This is a genomic window from Bacteroidota bacterium, assembly GCA_035506275.1.
Classification (GTDB): Bacteria; Bacteroidota; Ignavibacteria; order UBA10030; family UBA8401; genus JAGVPT01.
In genome coordinates, this window is sequence record DATJPT010000010.1 from 26727 (window position 1) to 46089 (window position 19363).

Here is a 19363-nt window from a genome sequence, read left to right on the forward strand (position 1 = left end):
TTAAGGCACGTGAGATTCAAGGTAGAGAAAACAGAGTCGTCGGCCCGGGCGGGGACGATCGAAACCGATCATGGCGTTATTGAGACGCCAATTTTTATGCCCGTCGGCACGCAGGGAAGCGTCAAGGCGGTCGAACAGCGCGAACTCGAAGAGCTTGGGGCTCAGATCATCCTCGGAAACACGTATCACCTGTATCTCAGGCCGGGGGAGGACGTTCTCATAGAGATGGGCGGACTTCACCGTTTCATGAACTGGAAGAAACCGATTCTCACCGACAGCGGCGGTTACCAGGTTTTCAGCCTTTCGGATTTGCGGAAAATTTCCGAGGAGGGCGTGCTCTTCAAGTCGCACCTTGATGGTTCGATCCATTTTTTCACCCCCGAAAAAGTGGTCGGGATCCAACGGGCGATCGGTTCGAACATCATGATGGTATTGGATGAGTGCACTCCGTATCCCTGTGAGCGGGAGTATGCGCGCCGTTCCAATCAACTGACCATCCGATGGGCACGTGAATGCCTGGAGGCATTTAAGAATCGCCCCCCGCTTTACGGGCATCAACAGGCGATGTTTGGAATCGTGCAGGGGAGCACTTACAAGGACCTGCGTGCCGAGAGTGCGAAAGCGCTTACCGACATGGATTTTGACGGCTATGCGGTTGGAGGATTGGCGGTGGGAGAACCGGTCGAGACGTTGTACGAATTGACGGAGTTTTCCGCTTCGCAGCTCCCTGCCTCAAAGCCTCGGTACTTGATGGGAGTCGGCACGCCGGAAAATATACTTGAATGCGTTGAGCGCGGCATTGATATGTTCGATTGCGTCATTCCCACCCGCAACGGGAGAAACGCAACGCTCTTCACTCGTCGCGGGAAACTCAATATGACGAACGCGCAGTTCAAAAGAGACGATGGACCTGCCGACCCGGAATGTTCATGTTACGCCTGCCGGAATTTTTCGCGGGCATACATCCGGCATTTATTCCATGCCAAAGAAATTCTTGCGTTACAGCTGGCGTCGATCCACAACCTTACGTTCTACCTGTGGCTTGTCAAAGAATCTCGCCGGCAGATCATGGCAGATACTTTTTCGAGTTGGAAGAGGGAGTTGGTCCTGGCAATGCAGAGAGAGCTCGTTCAAACATAATTCCACTACATATCTTTTATTTATCGCACGGAGAATTTTCGTATGAAGTCATTATTGATCGCAATGGCGCCGCAAGGAGGACAGGGAGGAGACTTTACGACCACCATCCTGATGTTTGCCGTTATCATCGCCATATTCTATTTCATGATCATGCGTCCCCAGCAAAAGAGGCAGAAAGAACGCCAGAAGCTCCTCGATTCTATGAAGAAAGGGGATAAGGTAGTGACCGCGGGAGGCATTCATGGAACGATCGTCGGCATCGAAGATAAAACACTGTTGCTGCAAATTGCAGACAATGTGAAAGTCAAGGTCGAGCGCGGTTCGATCTCTGTTGTCAACAAGGTCGGAGAGGTCGAGGCCCCGACCACGTAATTGGAAAATAGCCATGAGCAGATTCCATACAGTTGAAGAAGCTATCGCCGAGCTGAAATCGGGAAGGGTCATCATTGTCGTCGACGACGAAGACCGGGAGAACGAAGGTGACTTTGTCGTTGCGGCGGAATTCATTACCCCCGAGATCGTTAATTTCTTCACAAAGGCAGGCCGGGGAATTCTCTGCACGCCTCTGACCGGAGAGCGGGCCAAAACGCTCGGTCTGGACCTGATGGTCGATTCAAACACCTCGCTCCATGAAACGCCCTTCACTGTTTCCGTCGACTTCATTCACGGCACGACAACCGGTGTATCTGCCGCCGACCGTGCGGCGACGGTCAGAGCGCTGGCCGATCGGGCAACGAAGCCGAGCGACCTTGCACGTCCCGGACATATTTTTCCGTTGAAATCCTCTCCGGGGGGAGTACTTCGGCGGGCAGGACACACCGAGGCGGTTACGGATCTTTGCACCCTTGCCGGATTGAAGCCCGTCGGAGCGTTGGTGGAAATCATGAACGATGACGGCTCGATGGCGCGGGTCCCTCAATTGGAACAGATCGCGAAGTCTCACGGGTTGAAAATGATCACGGTAAAATCGGTCATCGAATACAGGATGCACCGGGAGAAGCTTGTCTCGCGCGTTGTGAGCACCACGCTGCCGACCCGGTACGGCACATTTCTTGTCCACATGTATAAATCCGTGACCGACCAGAAAGAGCATATTGCGTTGGTGAAGGGGACCATCGACGAGACGAAACCGACGCTCGTTCGAGTGCACTCCGAATGCTTAACGGGGGATGTCTTCGGATCCTTGCGGTGCGATTGCAACGACCAGCTTATTTCAGCCATGAGGATGGTCGAGAAGGAAGGGAACGGCGTCGTCTTGTATATGCGCCAGGAGGGGCGCGGCATCGGTTTAATGAATAAGCTGAAAGCATACAAACTTCAGGACGAAGGGAAAGACACCGTCGAGGCGAATGAAGCGCTCGGTTTTCGGGCGGACTTGAGGGACTACGGGATCGGAGCGCAAATTCTCCGCGATCTGGGGGTAACACGCATGCGGCTGATGACCAATAATCCGAAAAAGGTTGTCGGACTTGACGCCTATGGGCTGACGATCGTGGAGCGGGTCCCGCTAGAGATTGCGGCCAATTCTAATAACGAAAGGTACCTAAAAACAAAAAGGGATAAACTGGGGCATCTTATCCTTATTGACCAGGCCTCAAAGAAATAGCGCCGCGGCGGAAATTTTTTTCTTGCATCTACAAGGAATTTCGTCTACATTTGTGAAGAGAGTTTCTACAGCCATTGTTCCCCCGAACGATGGCTTTTATTTTTGCCCTTAACAAACGCGTGTAATATTTTGGGATGTGTGCATGAATGAAGCGAACAACAACGGTGCCGTGTATTTGACGCGCGAACGCCTGGTGGAAATGGAGCAGGAACTGCGGCAGCTGAAGGTCCATGAGCGGGCGGAAATCGCGGCGAAGATCGCGGAGGCAAGAGGCCATGGCGACCTGAGCGAAAATGCGGAATACGACGCCGCGAAAGAGGCACAGCAGCACCTCGAGCTAAAGATCGCGAAGCTGGAACAGACCCTGGCCCGGGCTCGCATTATCGAGAGCAAGGATCTTCCGAACGATAAGATCTATATCCTTTCAAACGTCACGCTGAAAGATATCAAAACAAAGAAAGTGCTGAAATACAAACTTGTCTCTCCCGAAGAGGCAAATTTCGACGAAAACAAAATTTCTGTGACGTCGCCGATCGGCAAAGGACTCATCGGAAAGAAAGTCGATGATATCGTGAAGATCGCCGTTCCGGCGGGCCAATTGACGTATCAGATCATCGAGATTTCCAGATAGATTTTCTAGGCACTTTGTCATACATCTTTACTCTTCCTCTCCCCGTTTCTCCTCATAACACTGCCAATGCCGATAAACCTCGAATTAAAGGCGAAAATTACATCCCCAAACAGGGTGCTCCGGATGCTTCGCTCCATTGGAAATCCTGCTGAAGAACTTGCTCAAACGGATACCTATTTTCGTGTAAAACAGGGGCGATTAAAGCTTCGCGATGTTGGCGAAAGAGACGGTCAACTGATATTTTACGAAAGGAATGAGGAAAAAGGGGAAAGGTGGTCAAAGTACACGATTCTCAGAGTCTCGCGCATGAAAGAAATGAAAGATGTTCTAACAAAAGCGTTTGGCGTAGACGTTGTTGTAAAAAAGAGCCGGCAGGTATATATCTATAAGAGGATAGCGAGAATTCATATTGATAGAGTTGCCGGCCTTGGGAGATTTATAGAGTTTGAAGTGATCCATAAGGGGGATAGGAAGGGGTCTCTGCAACTTTATAGAGAGCTCCGCAAAATGTTCCACATAGAACGCCGCGACATAGTCCGTTGTTCGTACGCGGATTTAATAAGGAAGAGGACCCCAAGGGAGTCATTTTGAACTGATGGTCGTGGCGAGCGTCAATTCAGTGTAACGGTGGGTTTTTCCTTGACTTGCAAATATTGAAAGGTTATATTTCTATAGTTGTTTGCGGGAATAGCTCAGTTGGTAGAGCGCAACCTTGCCAAGGTTGATGTCGCGGGTTCGAGTCCCGTTTCCCGCTCTTTGGTTGTGGGGCAGCTTGATCCCCTTTGGTCACGAATCGAAGAGAAACGCCGGTTTTTTGGGCGGTTTTTTTTTGATTCAGAAATATTGATATTGGCGCCGTACCCAAGTGGTAAGGGAGAGGTCTGCAAAACCTTTATGCGACGGTTCGAATCCGCCCGGCGCCTCAAATGTCGGAAAATTTAAGCTAGCCGGAAGGCTCGTGATGCCGGGGTGGCGGAATTGGTAGACGCACAGGACTTAAAATCCTGAGGGGCGCAAGCTCCGTGCCGGTTCAAGTCCGGCCCTCGGTACTTAATGATGAGAGGTTGAACTTTGAATGCTGGCCTTTGGCCGGCATTTTTTTTGTACTGATTTGCTCTAGTTGTAACCCATGTATACGTATATATTCGTATTATTTTTCACTCTAGTTCAGCATTTTGGAAGATGCGGAATCGCTTCCAATGTTCTACAGTGAATACCGTATATTCAAAATACGGTGTAAAATCAGATATTTTTGATCAATTGGACTTGCTTCTTAATTCTATAAAAACTAATTTAGTGGTGGAAAAAGGGTAAAACGCTCATTCAGTTTAATGTGAGAATTTCGTGCAAAAAGATCTTTTAGTTCACTCATGGAGGAGGCAAGCACATGACTGAGATACTCTTTAATACGATGGATGTTTCGAAAATGCTTCAGGTCGACAAGTCGACGGTGAAGCGTTGGACAGACGAAGGCAAATTGAAATGCTTTCGTACGCCTGGAGGCCATCGAAAATTCCGCGCTGAGGACCTTTATCAGTTTATGTCCGAGTACAACTACGGAATTTCTCCGATCAACTTGTATCCGCAGTTCGCAAGCGACGATGCGATCGTCCGGCGGATCATTGCCAAAAAGGAATTCAACGTGCTGGCAAACGTCTGCTTCTCCGCTTCGATCAACGGGCGCAAGGATGAGCTCGTGCGATTATTTTCCGAAGTATACAAAAATGGTTTGACCCTTCCATCGCTGTTCGATGAACTCCTTCGTCCGACCTTGAAACGCATCTACGACCTTAACATCTCGGGAAAACTTTCCACCGGCGAAATGCAGCTTGCCTACAATGCACTCTCGAACGCCATTGTGCTCCTCACCGACATCATCGCGAAGCCGGCATCGACCGGGAAGCGCGCGATCTGTGCAGCAATCGAAGGGGAGAACCGCGACATCGAGCTGAAAGCGCTCGCGGTCCTTCTCGAAAGCGAAGGGTACGAGGTCCTGAATCTCGGAGCCGGATCGTCCACCGAAACGATCAGCCAATTGGTCTCAAGCCGGCATCCGCAATACGTCTTCCTCTTCGCATTTCATTTTGCCGACGGCGCATCGTTCGTGAAACATCATGCTGCCATCGCGGAAGCGGCCAAAGCGTGCGGCGCAAAACTTATCGTCGGAGGCAATGCATACACGATAAAGGACAGTGCGATAGAAGGGGCGGTCACGTTCGATAAGTACTGCGGTTCGTTCAAAGACTTTGCCGATGTTCAACACGAAACTATCTCAGCGCCGTCAACAACGAACGCTGAAAAGAGAAATTAAATTATCAAAGAGAAGAACAACAACATGACAACGACCAACAATAACAAAGGAGACCTGACCATGGAAACCTTGTCCCCTTAGGTGCGGCATTCACGGCGGTGGTAACAACGGTCTTAACTCAACAGTGAAAGTATAAAGATGAAAACAATGACAATACAAAACGACGAACAAAAAGTAAAACAAACTACACTCATCAATCACACCTCTAATAAAGGAGATACAAACATGGGAACGCACAATCTGTTCTCTCGGCTCGGAGCCATGCTGATAGCATGTGCTCTTCTCCTGGTTGCTTCAGGAGAGTATTCCTACGCCTCAGGTACACGCGCGGGAACGCAAATTACCAGCAATGCAAGTGCAACGTATCATGACCAGGTAGGAGGCGGCTCGTACAGTGCTTCGGCGACTGCGCTGAGCATTTACGTCGCCTACAAACCGGTCTCCACCATCACTGTTGTCACTTCGCCGCAAACCGGCGTTGACAGCAGCTACGTGGTCTATCAACTGAACGTGACCAACAGCGGGAACTACGGCGATGCATATGCGGTGGAGTTTAATTCTGCATCGACGAGGTACGACAGCATCGGCTACTATTCAAATGCCGGGTTGACCGCAGCCTTGGGCGGCACGGCGAAGAATATTCTCCGAGACACCATCCCGACCGACGGCAACGTGAACGTGTATGCGAAGCTGTATATCAAGTATGACGCGACCTTCAATTCGTACGACGCGCAGACGATCGTCGGCACGTTCAGAAGCCGTTCGACCCGCGACGTTTCCGCGGACTCCGGTATTCTGATCTCCGGCTCGAACTACGTGCCGGTCGGCGGCGCCGGACAAAATGCGACGTTCAACGCCTCGGGCAGCACAACGACGACGATTGCCCAGTCGATCTACAGCATCACGGCGAGCCCGCTCCGCGGCACCGTCCGCCCGGGCGACACCCTCAGCTTTAACATTGCGTACAACAATACCGGCAGCGCGGCCGATACGGGCGTGAAAATATTTGTCACGTACCCGGCCAACATGACCTACAGCGCCCAGTCGTCGGCCAATTGGTCGAATCAGGGAACCTACGCCGTGTATTCGGTCGGCAACGTTGCAGCCACGAGCGGTTCGATCAGCATTGCAAATCCTCTCATCCTCAGCGTTACAAACTCTGCCGCGCTCGTGGAGGGGACTCCGACCTCGCTCGGCTCGTTTGGCATCATCTATAAACAAAATGCGACGAACGGCCTGACGCAGACACGCGTGAAGACTCCGACCTTCAACACTGCGAATTATGCATTCAAGGCATTTGCCAACACGAGGACCGCAGCGGCTGCCGACACGGCGATTCAAGCCCAGGCAGGCGACTCGATCACCGTAAAGTGGATCGTCAAGAACAACAGCAACGGCTCGGATGCTTATACGATTAAATTCGTCTCCGCATCGGAAGGCACCTGGGGCGCAGGCTATTATTATGAATCCAATCCCCAGTCGGGCGGCACGTACACGAGCGGAACCGACCCGCGCTTCAACAACGCTGCTTATCCGTCCGCCCAGTATGTGACCACGCCGACGATCGCCCGCGGAACCGATACGACCATCTATATCCGAACGATGGTTCCGTCAGGCTTGAGCGGCGCGGTGGTTCACCTTGTCATTCAGATCTCGTCCGTTCGCGACTCGGCAACGGTCAGCGGCGAAGCGGTCGGCGGGACAGTGACGCCCCTCCTCCCGAATATCGTTGTCTCGCGGGCCCGCGTCATAAATCCGGCGGACAGCGTCGGGTCGGGTGCAACTGTTTCGGTTGTCCCGGGCGGCACGGTGACCTACTACATTTATGTAAGCAACACGGGAACCGGAACTGCCTCGACCGTGGTCATCACGGACAACGTCTCGGCGACCGGCGGTTACACCAATGCGCCGACATCGGCGACAATCAACGACGGGTCCGACCATGTCATCAACCCGATTCCGGGAGGTAATGCCGCGACCTACGGCTCTATCGCCACCAACGGAACCGGCGTCGTGATCACTATTAATACGCTGGCCCCCGGCGGAAGCAGAATCATCCATTACGCAACCACCGTTCAATAATCGCTCTTCGGAGCTGCCCGGAGTGATACCGGGCAGCTTCACTACGACAAATGAACCTTCGTCAACTCACATATAGCCTCATCATCCTGCTCGCCGCGGCATCGACTGCGTTCGGACAGAAGCTCGTCATTGTCGAGCCGAAGCCGAATACCGTCAGCTTGTTGACCCGCCAGGCAGTGATCGTCAATGGCGCAGCAGGGCGGAAGGTTCTTCTGGAAGTCAACGGCGCCCCCGTTGATACGGGCGTTGTACGGATCGACGGCGTGTGCGATTTCCTCGGCGTGCCGGTGCCGGTTGGATCGATCGAGTTCAAAGTTTCTTACATCGGCGCTTTCACGGAAGCCGATTCGGTCGGCATTCACGTTGCAGGCCAGCCTCATTCGATCGAGATCGTCACGGATGAAACAACGTTCCTCGCTGATGGAAAATCAGTGACGCATTTTGACCTCGTTGTGAAAGATACGTTCGGCGTCGCGATCCCGTCGTCGTACATCATCACGGTGAAATCGGACACCGGAACGATCATTTCTCCGGATATGGACCCGAACGAGGACGGCATTCAACGAAAGATCGAGAACGGAAAAGTCGCCATCGACCTCCAATCTCCCGCACAAGCCGCGGTGGCGACGATTTCAGCGTCGTGGGGAAATGCAAAAGCAGAAAAGCAGGTCGAGTTCACGACGCCGATAGAACCGCTGATGCTCGTCGGTTCCGCGAACGGGACGGTCAACTCCCTCCATACGGGCGGCCTCATCTCCGACAGCTCCTTCGCGCTCCTGAAGGATCAACATTCGATCTCCGACGGGATTCACACGGACGGACGGCTGGCGTTCTACGGCCGCGGTTCCATCTGGAGCAACTATCTGCTGACCGCCTCTTACGATAACCAACGGATGCAGCAGGATCGGCTCTTCAAGGACCTTGATCCCGACGTGCTCTATTCAATTTACGGCGACAACAGCAATGTCGATTACACTGCGCAGACCAGCAGCCCGCTCTTTGTGAAACTCGAACACAACCGCTCGTACCTTATGTTCGGCGACTTCAATACCGCGTTTGCGCAGAACGAGCTCGCGCGTTACGACAGAAGCTTCACCGGCGTGAAGGCTCACTACGAAACGAAGACGGATAAGGTCGATGCATTTGGAACAGTGACCGACCGCCAGGTCGTGCAAAAAGAAATCCGCGGCGAAGGAATCTCGGGGTACTACTTCCTCGACAACAGCAATGTGTTCGAAGGCTCCGAAAAGGTTCGGATCGAAGTGCGCGATAAGCTTCATTCCGAAGTCGTTCTGAACCGTGCCGACAAGACAAGGATCAATGATTACCAGATCGATTATGTGCAGGGAACACTCTTCTTTACGCAGCCCGTTCCGAGCATCGACCTCAACGGAAACCCGGTGTATATCGTTGTCTCGTACGAAGCTCAATCCGGTTTTCCGGACAATTACGTTGCCGGCGCTCAAGGCGAGAAAGAAATTGCAAAGGGGCTTACCATCGGGGCTTCTGCGGTGACCGAAGAACGCCAGCCGAAAAATTATACGCTGCTCGGCGCCAACACCGGGTACACGGCCGGAAGTTCGTTGAAAGTGATCGGAGAAATCGCGCAGGGGCAGGATAATGAACAGCATGGCGCGGCGTGGAACGTCGAGGCAAGCGGTTCACCGATCGAGCAGCTTAACCTGAAATCGTATTTCCGAAAGGTCGAAGCCGGATTCCTGAACCCGACAGTCGGAAGCGGCGGGCTCACAGACGGTCTGGGCGGAACGAGCACCGAGCGGTACGGCGCCGGCGGGACCTTTGAACCGCTTGCCGGAACGAAATTGACGGGGGACTATTATCACACGATATCGCAAGCCGCAACAGGAACGGTGACATCAAATTCCGTGTCTGGCGGAATCGAGCATTCGTTCGGCAGCGCCGTTACTTCTTCCTTGAGCGTACAGAATGCACAGTATGAGAGCGTCTCAAGCGACACCCTTCCGGAAGATAAGCGGCAGGCAACGTTGGTGGACGCGAAAACGACAGTTCACGCCACAAACCGTCTTAACCTCACCGGAGAGTACGTCGACAACCTTGGTTCATCAGCGGAAGATGCGATACAGCCTTCTGTCGGTACGATTGGCGCCGACTACCGCATAATCGACCCGGTGACCTTATCTCTAGAAGAGAAAATTTATCAGGGCTCGGGCAATTCTTCGGTCGTAGGGCTCAGTTCTTCCGTCGGATTCGGCACGACCGTCACCGGAAAATATGAACTCGGCAACGGCATTAGCGGGCGACGCAACGAAGCGAGCATCGGATTAAAGAACACGACAAAGCTCACCGACGACCTTACCTCAGAGTTGATGTACGAAAAAACAAGAGACCTCGACAGGAATGTCCTGGAGACCGCAACTCCCGACCATAATTCCTTCTCTCTCGGACTGGAATATTTGCCGAAGGCCTCCTACAAAGCGACGATCAAAGGCGAGATCGCCAGCGACGGACAGAGCACAAAACGGGATCTGACCTTTGGCGGAGACCTCCGGCTCGCGCGCGACTTCACCCTCATCGAAAAATTGACGTATTACGAGGAAGTCAGGTCTCAATCGCAGGACACGACCAACAGCTTTGCAGGGGGCACGTTGTCGGCGAATCCGCTGGACCAGATCGGTACGCCACTATCGAGCGGCATTCTGAAGAACTTCCACAATACCATAGGTATTGCATATCGACCTGTGGCGTGGGACTGGCTGAACGCGATCGGCAAGTTCGAACAGAAGCTGACGTACAACGGAATGGTCTCTCCCGAGACATACGACAACGCGCAGATCGTTTCTCTCCATACGTTTATCGAGCCGTTCCGGAGACTCGAAATGGGATTGAAATATGCTTTGAAGCTCGACGATGAAACCTCGTACGGATTGACTGCAAAAACGATGACCGACTTCTATCTTCTGCATGCGGAATACGACCTCAACTGGCACAATTTTGACGTCGCCGGCGAATACAGAGTTTTGAATCAGCATGATGCAAACGATGCAAAAGTCGGGTACAGCGCTGAACTCGGTTATGTTCTTTTACAAAACGTTCACGTTGCGGTCGGTTACAACTTTATCGGAAACAAGGACCGCGACCTGGTAGAATATACGTACTGGTCAAAGGGGCCGTACGTGACAATGGGAGTGAAATTCACTGAGAAAATCTTCAATGCTTTCTAAAACAATGCCGATCGCGGGAATAAAAAATTTGGATGTACGCGTGATTGCGGGATCAACTAAGGACCACCGTCCGAATGGGCGATTTCGACCGTTAGCTCTTTTGTTGAGCGGAATGCTTCTCCTTGCCAGCATATCACTCCGTGCACAAAGTATTGCGAACTACGCTCCGGTGACCCGTACGACCGGGATTATCTACTCGTCGGACTCGGCAACGGGGAATGCCTTCCCGGCTTGGAGGAACAATACTGCAGGCAATTCAAATCAGGACGATAACCGGAGCTATCCTGTCAACATCGGCTTTGATTTTTGGTATGACGGCGTCCGCTATACCCAATTCAGCGCATCAACAAACGGTTTTATGGACCTGTCTTCGGCGACATTTGACGGAGGTCCAGCTTCCCGTCCGTACGGCCCATATGACGCGGACTTGAGCACTAATTCACAATCCGGAGGAACGGTCCTCGGTATCGCCCCTCTCTATTATGATCTCACAACTCAGGGGGAAGTCGACCCGCTCGGAAACAGCATTAAATACCTTACGACCGGGACCGCTCCCAACAGAGTGTTGACGGTCGAATGGCTCAACATGTCCGAGTGGCCTAATCACAGCTCGAATACGAATTTTCAGGTGAAGCTGTTCGAATCGACCGGAGTCATAGAATTCCTGTACGGGTCGATGAGCCCCGGTAGCGGCTTCACCTGGTCATACACCCTCGGTATCAACGGCCCAAGTTTGAGCAACACGCCGGCGGCATCGGAATTACTGATTCAACAAACCCAGAACACGACGACGTTCAATAACACTGTTCAAAACAGCCTGGCGACTCTCCCAGCTTCGTATTCTATGCTCACGTTCACCCCGCCGACGCCGGCCGATCCGACCAACCTCACATTCACGAGCGTGCAGCTTACGTCGATGAATTTGAATTGGACGGACAATGCCAACAACGAAGTCGGATACGTGATCTATCGCTCCGATGACGGCGGTGCGACGTATAACTTTATCCACCAACTTGCTGCAAACTCCACATCATCGACGGAGACAGGCCTGCTTGCGGGGACGACGTATTACTGGAAAGTGTACGCCGTAACGGAGGGGAGACTCAGTAACGCGCTGGCAGGAAGTCAGACGACCAGCCCGGCGCCGAATGTGATCTCGGCGCAGACCGGTCCGTGGAATACCGGATCGACATGGATTGGCGGCATCGTGCCGGCGTCAACCGCAAATGTGATCATCGCCGATAATACGACAGTCACACTTGACGGCAGCAACACGGCGAACAGCGTAACTGTCGGACAAGGAGGCAGCGGCGCCACATTGATTATCGGCAACAGTGCGACAGCGCGGGCGCTGACGGTCAACGGTTCGATCACGGTCAATTCGGGGGCTTCCCTCGCCGTGAACAGCGCTTTTTCGCAAACTGCACATCAAATCAATGTCTCGGGAGACATCCTGAACTCCGGAACATTCAATATGGAAACAGGCCCGGCGAGCCGGTGCGTCGTTGTGTTCAACAGGAACGGCGCTCAAAATATTGAGGGGGGAGGGACGACCCGCTTCGGAAAGATCACGCTGAATATGGGTTCATCAAGCTCGAATATTCTCGACGTTTCGGCCACGAATTTCGTGGACACTGTTGCAAACTTTTTGACGTTGTCGAACGGAACATTCAGGCTTTCAACGGGAGCTACCATCACTCCATTCCAGGGAAATGTCGCGATTCCGATGTCGGCGGGGTTATGGCTCTACAGCAATTCGCCGGCGGTGACGATCCAGGACAGCCTCATCGTCGCCGGTTCGCTGCGCGTCAGCAGCGGTACATTGACGATCGGCAACGCAGCGGATGCACGGCTGATGTCCGACGGCGGTACGTTTACGATCGAGGGAGGTACGTTAAACATTGCCGGAAGGTTTGCTCCCTATAATGGCTTCACGACGACAAGCTTTACGATGTCCGGCGGGGTGTTGAATGTCCCGACCATCGGATCGACCAGCACAACGGATGCGCCGTTCTCGATGACCGTCGCAGGCTCGTATTTCGAGATGACCGGCGGAACGATCATCATCAAACACTCCGGCGGCTCGCACCTTGGGTTCCTCAACACGGGGGGGTCGACGTATTCAGTGACCGGCGGTACCCTCCAGATCGGGGATGCTTCAACGTCGAGCAGCGATACCATTGCTGTGAAAACTATTTCCCCCGTCTACAATTTGCTTGCTGCAGGAACAACGCCAACGGTGACCGCGAGGCTTGACACTTCGCTGACCGTGAAAAATAATATCACCATCAATTTGGGAAACTCCCTAAACGCCAACACCTTCAACATCAGCGTTGCCGGTCTATGGAGCGATGCCGGAACGTTCGCCCCTTCGACCGCCGCGGCGATTTTTAACGGAACATCTGCCCAGACCATCAGCAAGACATCGAGCGCGGAAACCTTCAATAAGCTGACGATAAACAATTCTGCTTCCGTGTCCCTCGCAGCAAGCACGAACGCGACGGTCGCAGATTCTTTCCAGATCTTGCAGGGGACATTTGCGGTCGCCTCAAACACGCTGACGCTGAACGGCGGCGTCGCCAGCAGCGGCACGCTGACGTCCAACGCCGCCGGAACTGTTTCCTATAACAAAAGCTCGGCCGGACAATCGGTGATCGCAGCGAATTACGGGAACCTGATATTCAGCAATTTTACAAAAACGCTTCCATCCAGCGGAACTGTTGGGATCGCCAGCGCTTTTACACCCGGTACTGCCGCAGGGCATACAATTACCGGAAGCACGGTGGATTTCAACGGCTCGGGTGCGCAAACCATACCATGGTTCCTGTTCAATAATCTGAACGTCAGCACCAGCGGGACCAAAACACTGTCTGTGTCGACCGCAGATACCGTCTTAGGAAACTTCACGATCAATTCCGGAGCGATATTTGCCGACGGCGGTTTCAGTCTTCGGGTAGCTAAGAATGTTACAAACAATAATGCGCATACGGGATCCGGCAATATCACTCTCATTGCGGGGTCCGCTGCACATTCGTTGTCAGGGACGGGAACTTATACCAACCTAATCCTCAATGATGCAAACGGCGCGACGCTCTCGAATAACCTGACGGTGAACGGAGTATTGACGTTTACAAACGGCATCATCACCACTTCCGCCGTGGATACGGTAATCATTTCGGCCGGAGCGAGCGTCAGCAGGACAAGCGGCCATGTCAACGGCAATCTCGAAAAGAATTTTTCGACGGGAAGTAATGTCCTTCGTTTGTTCGAGATCGGCGACGCTGCGACTTTCGCTCCGGACACAATTACTTTTGCCTCGGTGACCGCTGCCGGTAATCTTACCTGTTCGGTCACGGCGGGGGATAATCCCACAATAGCGAGTTCCGGCGTCGACCCGAATCACAGCGTGAACCGGTATTGGACGATCTCGAACAACGGCATCGCGTTCACGACCTACAAGGCGACATTCGATTTCACGGCGGGCGATATCGATGCGGGCTCTACAACGGGAACGTTTATTGTCGGAAAACTCGACGCAGCGTGGAGCCTCACCGGGGTCGGGACGAGAACGGGGACGTCCACTCAAGCAACAGGGATGAACAGCATCTATGCGTCAGGATCATCTTTTGTAATAGGAAACGTCGCCACGACGGCAACGAACTCCTACAGGTCGGTTGCAACGGGAAACTGGAATGCCACAGCAACATGGCAGAGATATAATGGTACTTCTTGGGTTGCCGCTGCCGCTGTACCGGACAGTACCGTTCAATCGATAGAACTGCAAAGCCCGTACACGGTCACGATGACGGCGAGCACGAATGCGGATCAGTTGCAGATCGATGCCGGCGCGACGCTGGTGATCAACAGCGGCCAAACGTTCACACTGCATGACGGGGCTGGCACAGACCTTACGACCCTCGGAACGCTGACAAACTCCGGAACCATTACACAGGGAACGGCGACGATCACCGTGGCCAGCGGCGGCGTGTACACGCACAACACCAACAGCACAGCGAATATCAAAGCCACCTGGGATCCAAATTCCACCTGCCAATTCACAGGAGTTACGAACGGTACTCCGGCAAATTTTGCACAGACCTTCGGACACTTCACCTGGAATTGTGCGAGTCAAACTGCAACGATCAGCATAGCGGGGGTTCTGACGACGATCGCAGGCAATTTTACTATGACGTCAACTGGAACGGGCGAGCTGGATCTTGCTGCCACACAGAGTCAGACCACAACGATCGGAGGAAATTATTCCCAAACCGGGGGCACTTTCGGGCTCTCTACCGGGAACGGGGCCCCGACGGTTAGCATCGCAGGAAATTTCTCGATGAGCGGCGGTACTCTCCGGATGAAGGGAACGGCGGCTGGCGGTAATTTTAGCGGCGTGTCGACGATGAACGTGGGCGGGAATTTTTCCTTCACTTCCGGAACGATCAGCAGAAAGTCAACGAACACGGGCGGCAAAGGATTGATCGTTTTTAATGGGACCGGTATACAGAGCTATACCTCAGGCGGAACGATCGCAACCACCGACAGCATTGGGTTTACCGTCAACAGCGGCGCTACGCTTTATGTCGGCACAAGCAGCATTATCGGAGGAGGGACCTTTACACTATCGAGCGGCGCGGTTCTCGGAATTGGTTCGACCAATGGGATAACTGCGAGCGGAGCGACCGGCAACGTCCAGACGACCGGCAGAGCATACAACACGGGAGCCAGCTACGTCTACAACGGTTCATCCCTACAAAGCACCGGCAATGGTCTCCCCGCCACCGTGAATAAGCTGACGATCAATAATGGGGCGGGCGTCAACCTGACCAACGCGACTCAGACCGACTCGCTGTATTTGACGTCCGGTACGTTCAACGTTAATGCCGCTGTGACCCTTACGATCAACAATCTTGTCGTCGTCGGGGCCGGATCGCTCACAAGCGCGGCAACGGGGACGGTGAATTATAGCAAGCCATCAAACGGCCAAAGCTTGATCATCGGCAGTTACGGAAATCTGACGTTCAGTAATTTTTCAAAGATATTTCCATCCTCTGGGACTCTCTCCATTGCCGGAACATTTACTCAAGGGACGGGAACGGGACACGTGGTTGCCGGCAGCACCGTGGCGTTTAACGGAACATCAAGCCAGGTGATCCCGGCGTTCGCATTCAATAACCTGACAACGAGCGGGAGTTGGAAGGGGCTGGGCGGAGCTGTGTCGGTCGCGGGCAATTTGACCATCACGTCGGGGGTCCTCTCGGACAGCAGCTTCATTCTTACTGTGAACGGAAACATCGCGAATAGTGCCGTTCACAAGAGTGGATCGGGGGAGATCTATTTGAGCGGCGGCGCGTCCGCGCACGTAGTATCGGGCGGCGGGACATTCGCGAATGTGGAACTGAATGACGGATATGGGATCACGACATCAGGAAATCTGAATGTCGGCGGCACGCTGACGCTGACACGCGGCATTATTACTACGGCTGCCGACTCCGTGGTGATCGTTTCCGGCGGAGCCGTCAGCCGGGCAGTCACCGGTCTGCCGAGGCATGTGTACGGGAATCTGAAAATGTATGTTGCGACAGGGTCTCCCGTCACGCTGACCATGCATGTCGGCGATGCTTCCACGTACGCGCCGATCGGACTGACGTTTGCCTCCGTTTCAGCTGCAGGGTACATCGTCGCATCCACGGTCGGCAGCGAACATCCAGCATTAAAGATTTCGGGCATTGATCAAACAAGCGATGCAAACCGGTACTGGACGATCGCCGATCTGGGAACGACCTTCACAACGTATGCTCTTACACTCAACTTCGCATCGTCAGACCTCGACCCGACGGCAAACACAAGCTACTTCTTTATTCGAAGATACAGTTCGCCTCTCTGGTACGGTACAAATACTTCTGCCAGAACGTCTTCAAGCACTCAATCAGTCGGGCTGGGACCGACAGACTTCGGCGATTTCGCTGTGGGCCAGGTCCAAGGATATTTCCGCTGGACGGGGATCGGCGGGGACACGAAATGGAGCACCGCGGCAAACTGGAGCCTGAACAGCGTGCCCACATCGATGAACGATGTGGTGCTCGATACTACTGCGATCATTAACAGCGTCACTGCAACCGACTCGTGCCGAAGTTTAACGATATCGAACAGCGGAATTCAACTCTCGGTGACCACAGGAACGCTGACCGTGGCCGGCAATTTGTCAATGTCCGCGGGAAGTCTTTTTACGCAAACCGCCTTTCCGTCGATTACGGGTACGATATCGTTGACGGGGGGAAAGGTGGGTTTCAACGGAACGGGCGCGCAAACGATCCCTGCGTACAGTTATTATGACCTCTCGACAAGCGGCGCCCATACGACCAACAATCTAACCCTGGCCCCCGGGACAATTTCGGTTGCCGACAGCTTTACAAATTCAGCGACGTTCACGACAGGCTCATGGGTCAATACCGGAAATACGTTCATATACAACGGCTCGGCAGCTCAGCTCGTTGGAGCGATCATGTACAACAATCTTTCGATCATCAACGCACGCGGTTCAAACAATATCACGTTCTCGGCTTCGGACACGGTTCATATCGCGGGAACGTTAACGGCCTCTGCAACCTTCAGCAGCAATTATGGGTACGTCCTTACAGGTACAATTTTCGACTACAACGGCGCCGGATCGCAGACCGTCCCATGCATGGCCTACAACTCGCTTCGCATCAGCGGCGCGCGGAGCACAAACACATTGACCCTTTCTTCAACGGACACAATTCATGTTGCAGGCACATTCAGCCCGGCTGCGACCTTCTCCGGCACCGGGGGCTATCAATCCGCCGGAACGGTCTTCGAATATAACGGTGCGGCGGCGCAGAATATCGCCGCATTTACCTATAACAATCTCGTATTGACGAACGGCGGCGCTTCGGCAAAAACATTCACGGGAACAGACAGCGTCAAGGGAAATCTGGTCATTAACAACGGCGCGACCGGGGCGGGGGGAACCGGAACGGTTGTTCTCTTCGGGAATTGGACAAATAACGGATCGTTCACCCCATCGAACTCTGTTGTGGAATTTGGGGGCGTTCCTTCGGCGGCGATCAGCGGTGCAACGGCCTTCTCCACATTGAACGTCAATAAACATGATTCTGCAACCGCTGTCACGTTGAATAACAACATAAATGTCGGTACCTTGAACATGTTGTATGGCACGATGCAGACCGGAGCAAATTCCGTGACAATAACAACGGCCAGAACGGGGAACGGACTTGTTCTGGGTACCGTTACGCGGACACAGGCCTTTGCATTGTCGACCGCGTATGCATTTGAAGGACCAAATACGTTGATTACATTTACAGCCGGCTCGGTTCCTAGTTCTGTGACCGTGACAGTTTCCCAGACAGCTCCGTCAAATACGATCATGATGCCGGTGAACCGGTCGGTGACTATTTCAAACACCGGCGGAAGTTTTACCGCAACCGTTCGTCTGCATTATGAAAATATTGAAACGAACAGCCTCGACGAGACATTGTTGAAATTGTGGGAATACACGGGCGGTGCATGGGTGAATATGGGAGGCACGAGCCATGACTCCGTTAACAATTATGTCGAAACAACGGGGATCACGTCTTTCAGCCCTTCCTGGGCCATCGGGGCGAGCGCTTCTTCGAAAACGTTCGTTGACCTGAGCGGGGGAGGTCCGAAAGTCGGCGATACGCTTGCCTATACTGTCACTGTTTTCAACCCATACAAAATTACCAAGTCGAGCGTTACCGTCAGCGATCCGCTGCCGGCGAATTTCATTCTCGTCCCCGGGAGCATCAGCAACAGCGGCTCCGTGTCCGGACAGGTGCTGACGGGAAAGAACCTTGAAGGGGGTACGATCACATGGCCGGCGTTTTCGCTTGCAGGCGACGGATCTCTTACGAGGACATTCCGGGTCTGTTCTGATTCTACTATCGGTTCCTCGCAGACGATCACCAATACGGCACAGATCAACTATGGAGGAAGCGCGAGTGAATACGTTTCAGTCCCGGTGACGATCGCGAACCTCCCAAATCTCGCGATTGCTAATTCCGTGAACAACCCGAACCCGATCCCGGGAAACGTTCTGACCTACACGATATCGATAAAGAACAATGGAACGGCGAACGCGACAAACATAACGCTGAACACCGCCGTCCCGGCCAACACGACATTTAATGCCAATGCATATGGTGCCGGCATGGGGGTGCAGGTGAACGGAGTGGCGATGACAAACGCGGCAGACGCCGACGCCGTCACGGTAAGCGGCACGTCGATCACGGTAACGATCGCATCTATTGCTGCCGGTGCAACGACTCAGATAGTTTATCAAACGACCGTCAATTAGGAACTTTTCTCAATTTTTCAGGAGTGACGCC

The 19363-nt window shown here is 53.3% G+C and carries 9 protein-coding genes and 3 tRNA genes; all 12 read left to right on the forward strand.

Annotated features, from left to right (window positions below):
• Nucleotides 1–9: 9 nt before the first annotated feature.
• The 12 genes from tgt (at nucleotide 10) to VMF88_09185 (ending at nucleotide 19332) form a co-directional block, all read left to right on the forward strand.
• Nucleotides 10–1140, forward strand: coding sequence for a tRNA guanosine(34) transglycosylase Tgt (tgt, locus tag VMF88_09130; protein HTY11223.1), 1131 nt, complete (start codon nucleotides 10–12; stop codon nucleotides 1138–1140).
• A 42-nt stretch (nucleotides 1141–1182) separates the two neighbouring features.
• Nucleotides 1183–1512 carry a preprotein translocase subunit YajC gene (gene yajC / locus VMF88_09135; protein ID HTY11224.1) on the forward strand — a complete coding sequence of 110 codons (330 nt, stop codon included), beginning with the start codon at nucleotides 1183–1185 and terminating at the stop codon, nucleotides 1510–1512.
• Between the two features lie 13 nt (nucleotides 1513–1525).
• Entirely contained in the window at nucleotides 1526–2746 is a 1221-nt protein-coding gene (locus tag VMF88_09140) for a bifunctional 3,4-dihydroxy-2-butanone-4-phosphate synthase/GTP cyclohydrolase II (protein HTY11225.1), read from the forward strand.
• Nucleotides 2747–2888: 142 nt separating this feature from the next.
• Entirely contained in the window at nucleotides 2889–3377 is a 489-nt protein-coding gene (gene greA / locus VMF88_09145; protein HTY11226.1) for a transcription elongation factor GreA, read from the forward strand.
• A 66-nt stretch (nucleotides 3378–3443) separates the two neighbouring features.
• On the forward strand, nucleotides 3444–3968 hold the full coding sequence (locus VMF88_09150; GenBank protein HTY11227.1) for a class IV adenylate cyclase: 525 nt from the start codon (nucleotides 3444–3446) through the stop codon (nucleotides 3966–3968).
• 90 nt (nucleotides 3969–4058) lie between these two features.
• Nucleotides 4059–4131 (forward strand) — tRNA-Gly (locus tag VMF88_09155).
• Between the two features lie 97 nt (nucleotides 4132–4228).
• Nucleotides 4229–4300: transfer RNA gene (locus VMF88_09160), tRNA-Cys, on the forward strand.
• A 40-nt stretch (nucleotides 4301–4340) separates the two neighbouring features.
• Nucleotides 4341–4426: transfer RNA gene (locus VMF88_09165), tRNA-Leu, on the forward strand.
• 338 nt (nucleotides 4427–4764) lie between these two features.
• The gene (locus VMF88_09170; protein HTY11228.1) at nucleotides 4765–5688 is read left to right on the forward strand and encodes a helix-turn-helix domain-containing protein; all 924 of its coding nucleotides are present in this window, start codon (nucleotides 4765–4767) and stop codon (nucleotides 5686–5688) included.
• Between the two features lie 225 nt (nucleotides 5689–5913).
• Nucleotides 5914–7770 carry a hypothetical protein gene (locus VMF88_09175; protein ID HTY11229.1) on the forward strand — a complete coding sequence of 619 codons (1857 nt, stop codon included), beginning with the start codon at nucleotides 5914–5916 and terminating at the stop codon, nucleotides 7768–7770.
• A gap of 50 nt (nucleotides 7771–7820) precedes the next feature.
• Nucleotides 7821–10973 carry a hypothetical protein gene (locus VMF88_09180; protein ID HTY11230.1) on the forward strand — a complete coding sequence of 1051 codons (3153 nt, stop codon included), beginning with the start codon at nucleotides 7821–7823 and terminating at the stop codon, nucleotides 10971–10973.
• Between the two features lie 169 nt (nucleotides 10974–11142).
• Entirely contained in the window at nucleotides 11143–19332 is an 8190-nt protein-coding gene (locus tag VMF88_09185; protein ID HTY11231.1) for a fibronectin type III domain-containing protein, read from the forward strand.
• Nucleotides 19333–19363: the final 31 nt, after the last annotated feature.